Origin of the sequence: Pseudomonas sp. EA_5y_Pfl2_R50 (genome assembly GCF_963970475.1) — a bacterium.
GTDB lineage: Bacteria > Pseudomonadota > Gammaproteobacteria > Pseudomonadales > Pseudomonadaceae > Aquipseudomonas.
Map to the genome: position 1 here is coordinate 1 of NZ_CAXAPT010000231.1, position 282 is coordinate 282.

Consider the following 282-nt stretch of genomic DNA (forward strand, 5'->3'; position numbering starts at 1 on the left):
ACTCTTCGAGCACTTGCGGCTGTTTGCCTTCGTGGTGGACTTCGGTGAGCAGCCAGAGGTCGTTCCATTTGGCTTTCGGGTGCGCGGTGAGGGCGAGGAAATGGCCGCTGACCAGCAGCGGCTGATCACTCTTGCCTTCGGCCAGCTGGAAGTCACTGCGGTGGCGTTCGAGGGCGCGTTTGGCCAGGTGTTTGCCGCGCTCGCGGTCGATGAATCGACCCGGGTAGTCGTAGTCTTCGAGGTCGGGCAGGGCGTCGCCACGGTTTTCGCTTTCCAGCGTCA

General features: G+C 62.8%; 1 protein-coding gene. It reads right to left on the bottom strand.

Translation table 11 applies throughout. The annotated features are described in order from the left end of the window. Window positions 1-282 (bottom strand): contractile injection system protein, VgrG/Pvc8 family (locus AACY19_RS27590; protein WP_339454666.1); only part of this gene is annotated, 282 nt, incomplete at both ends.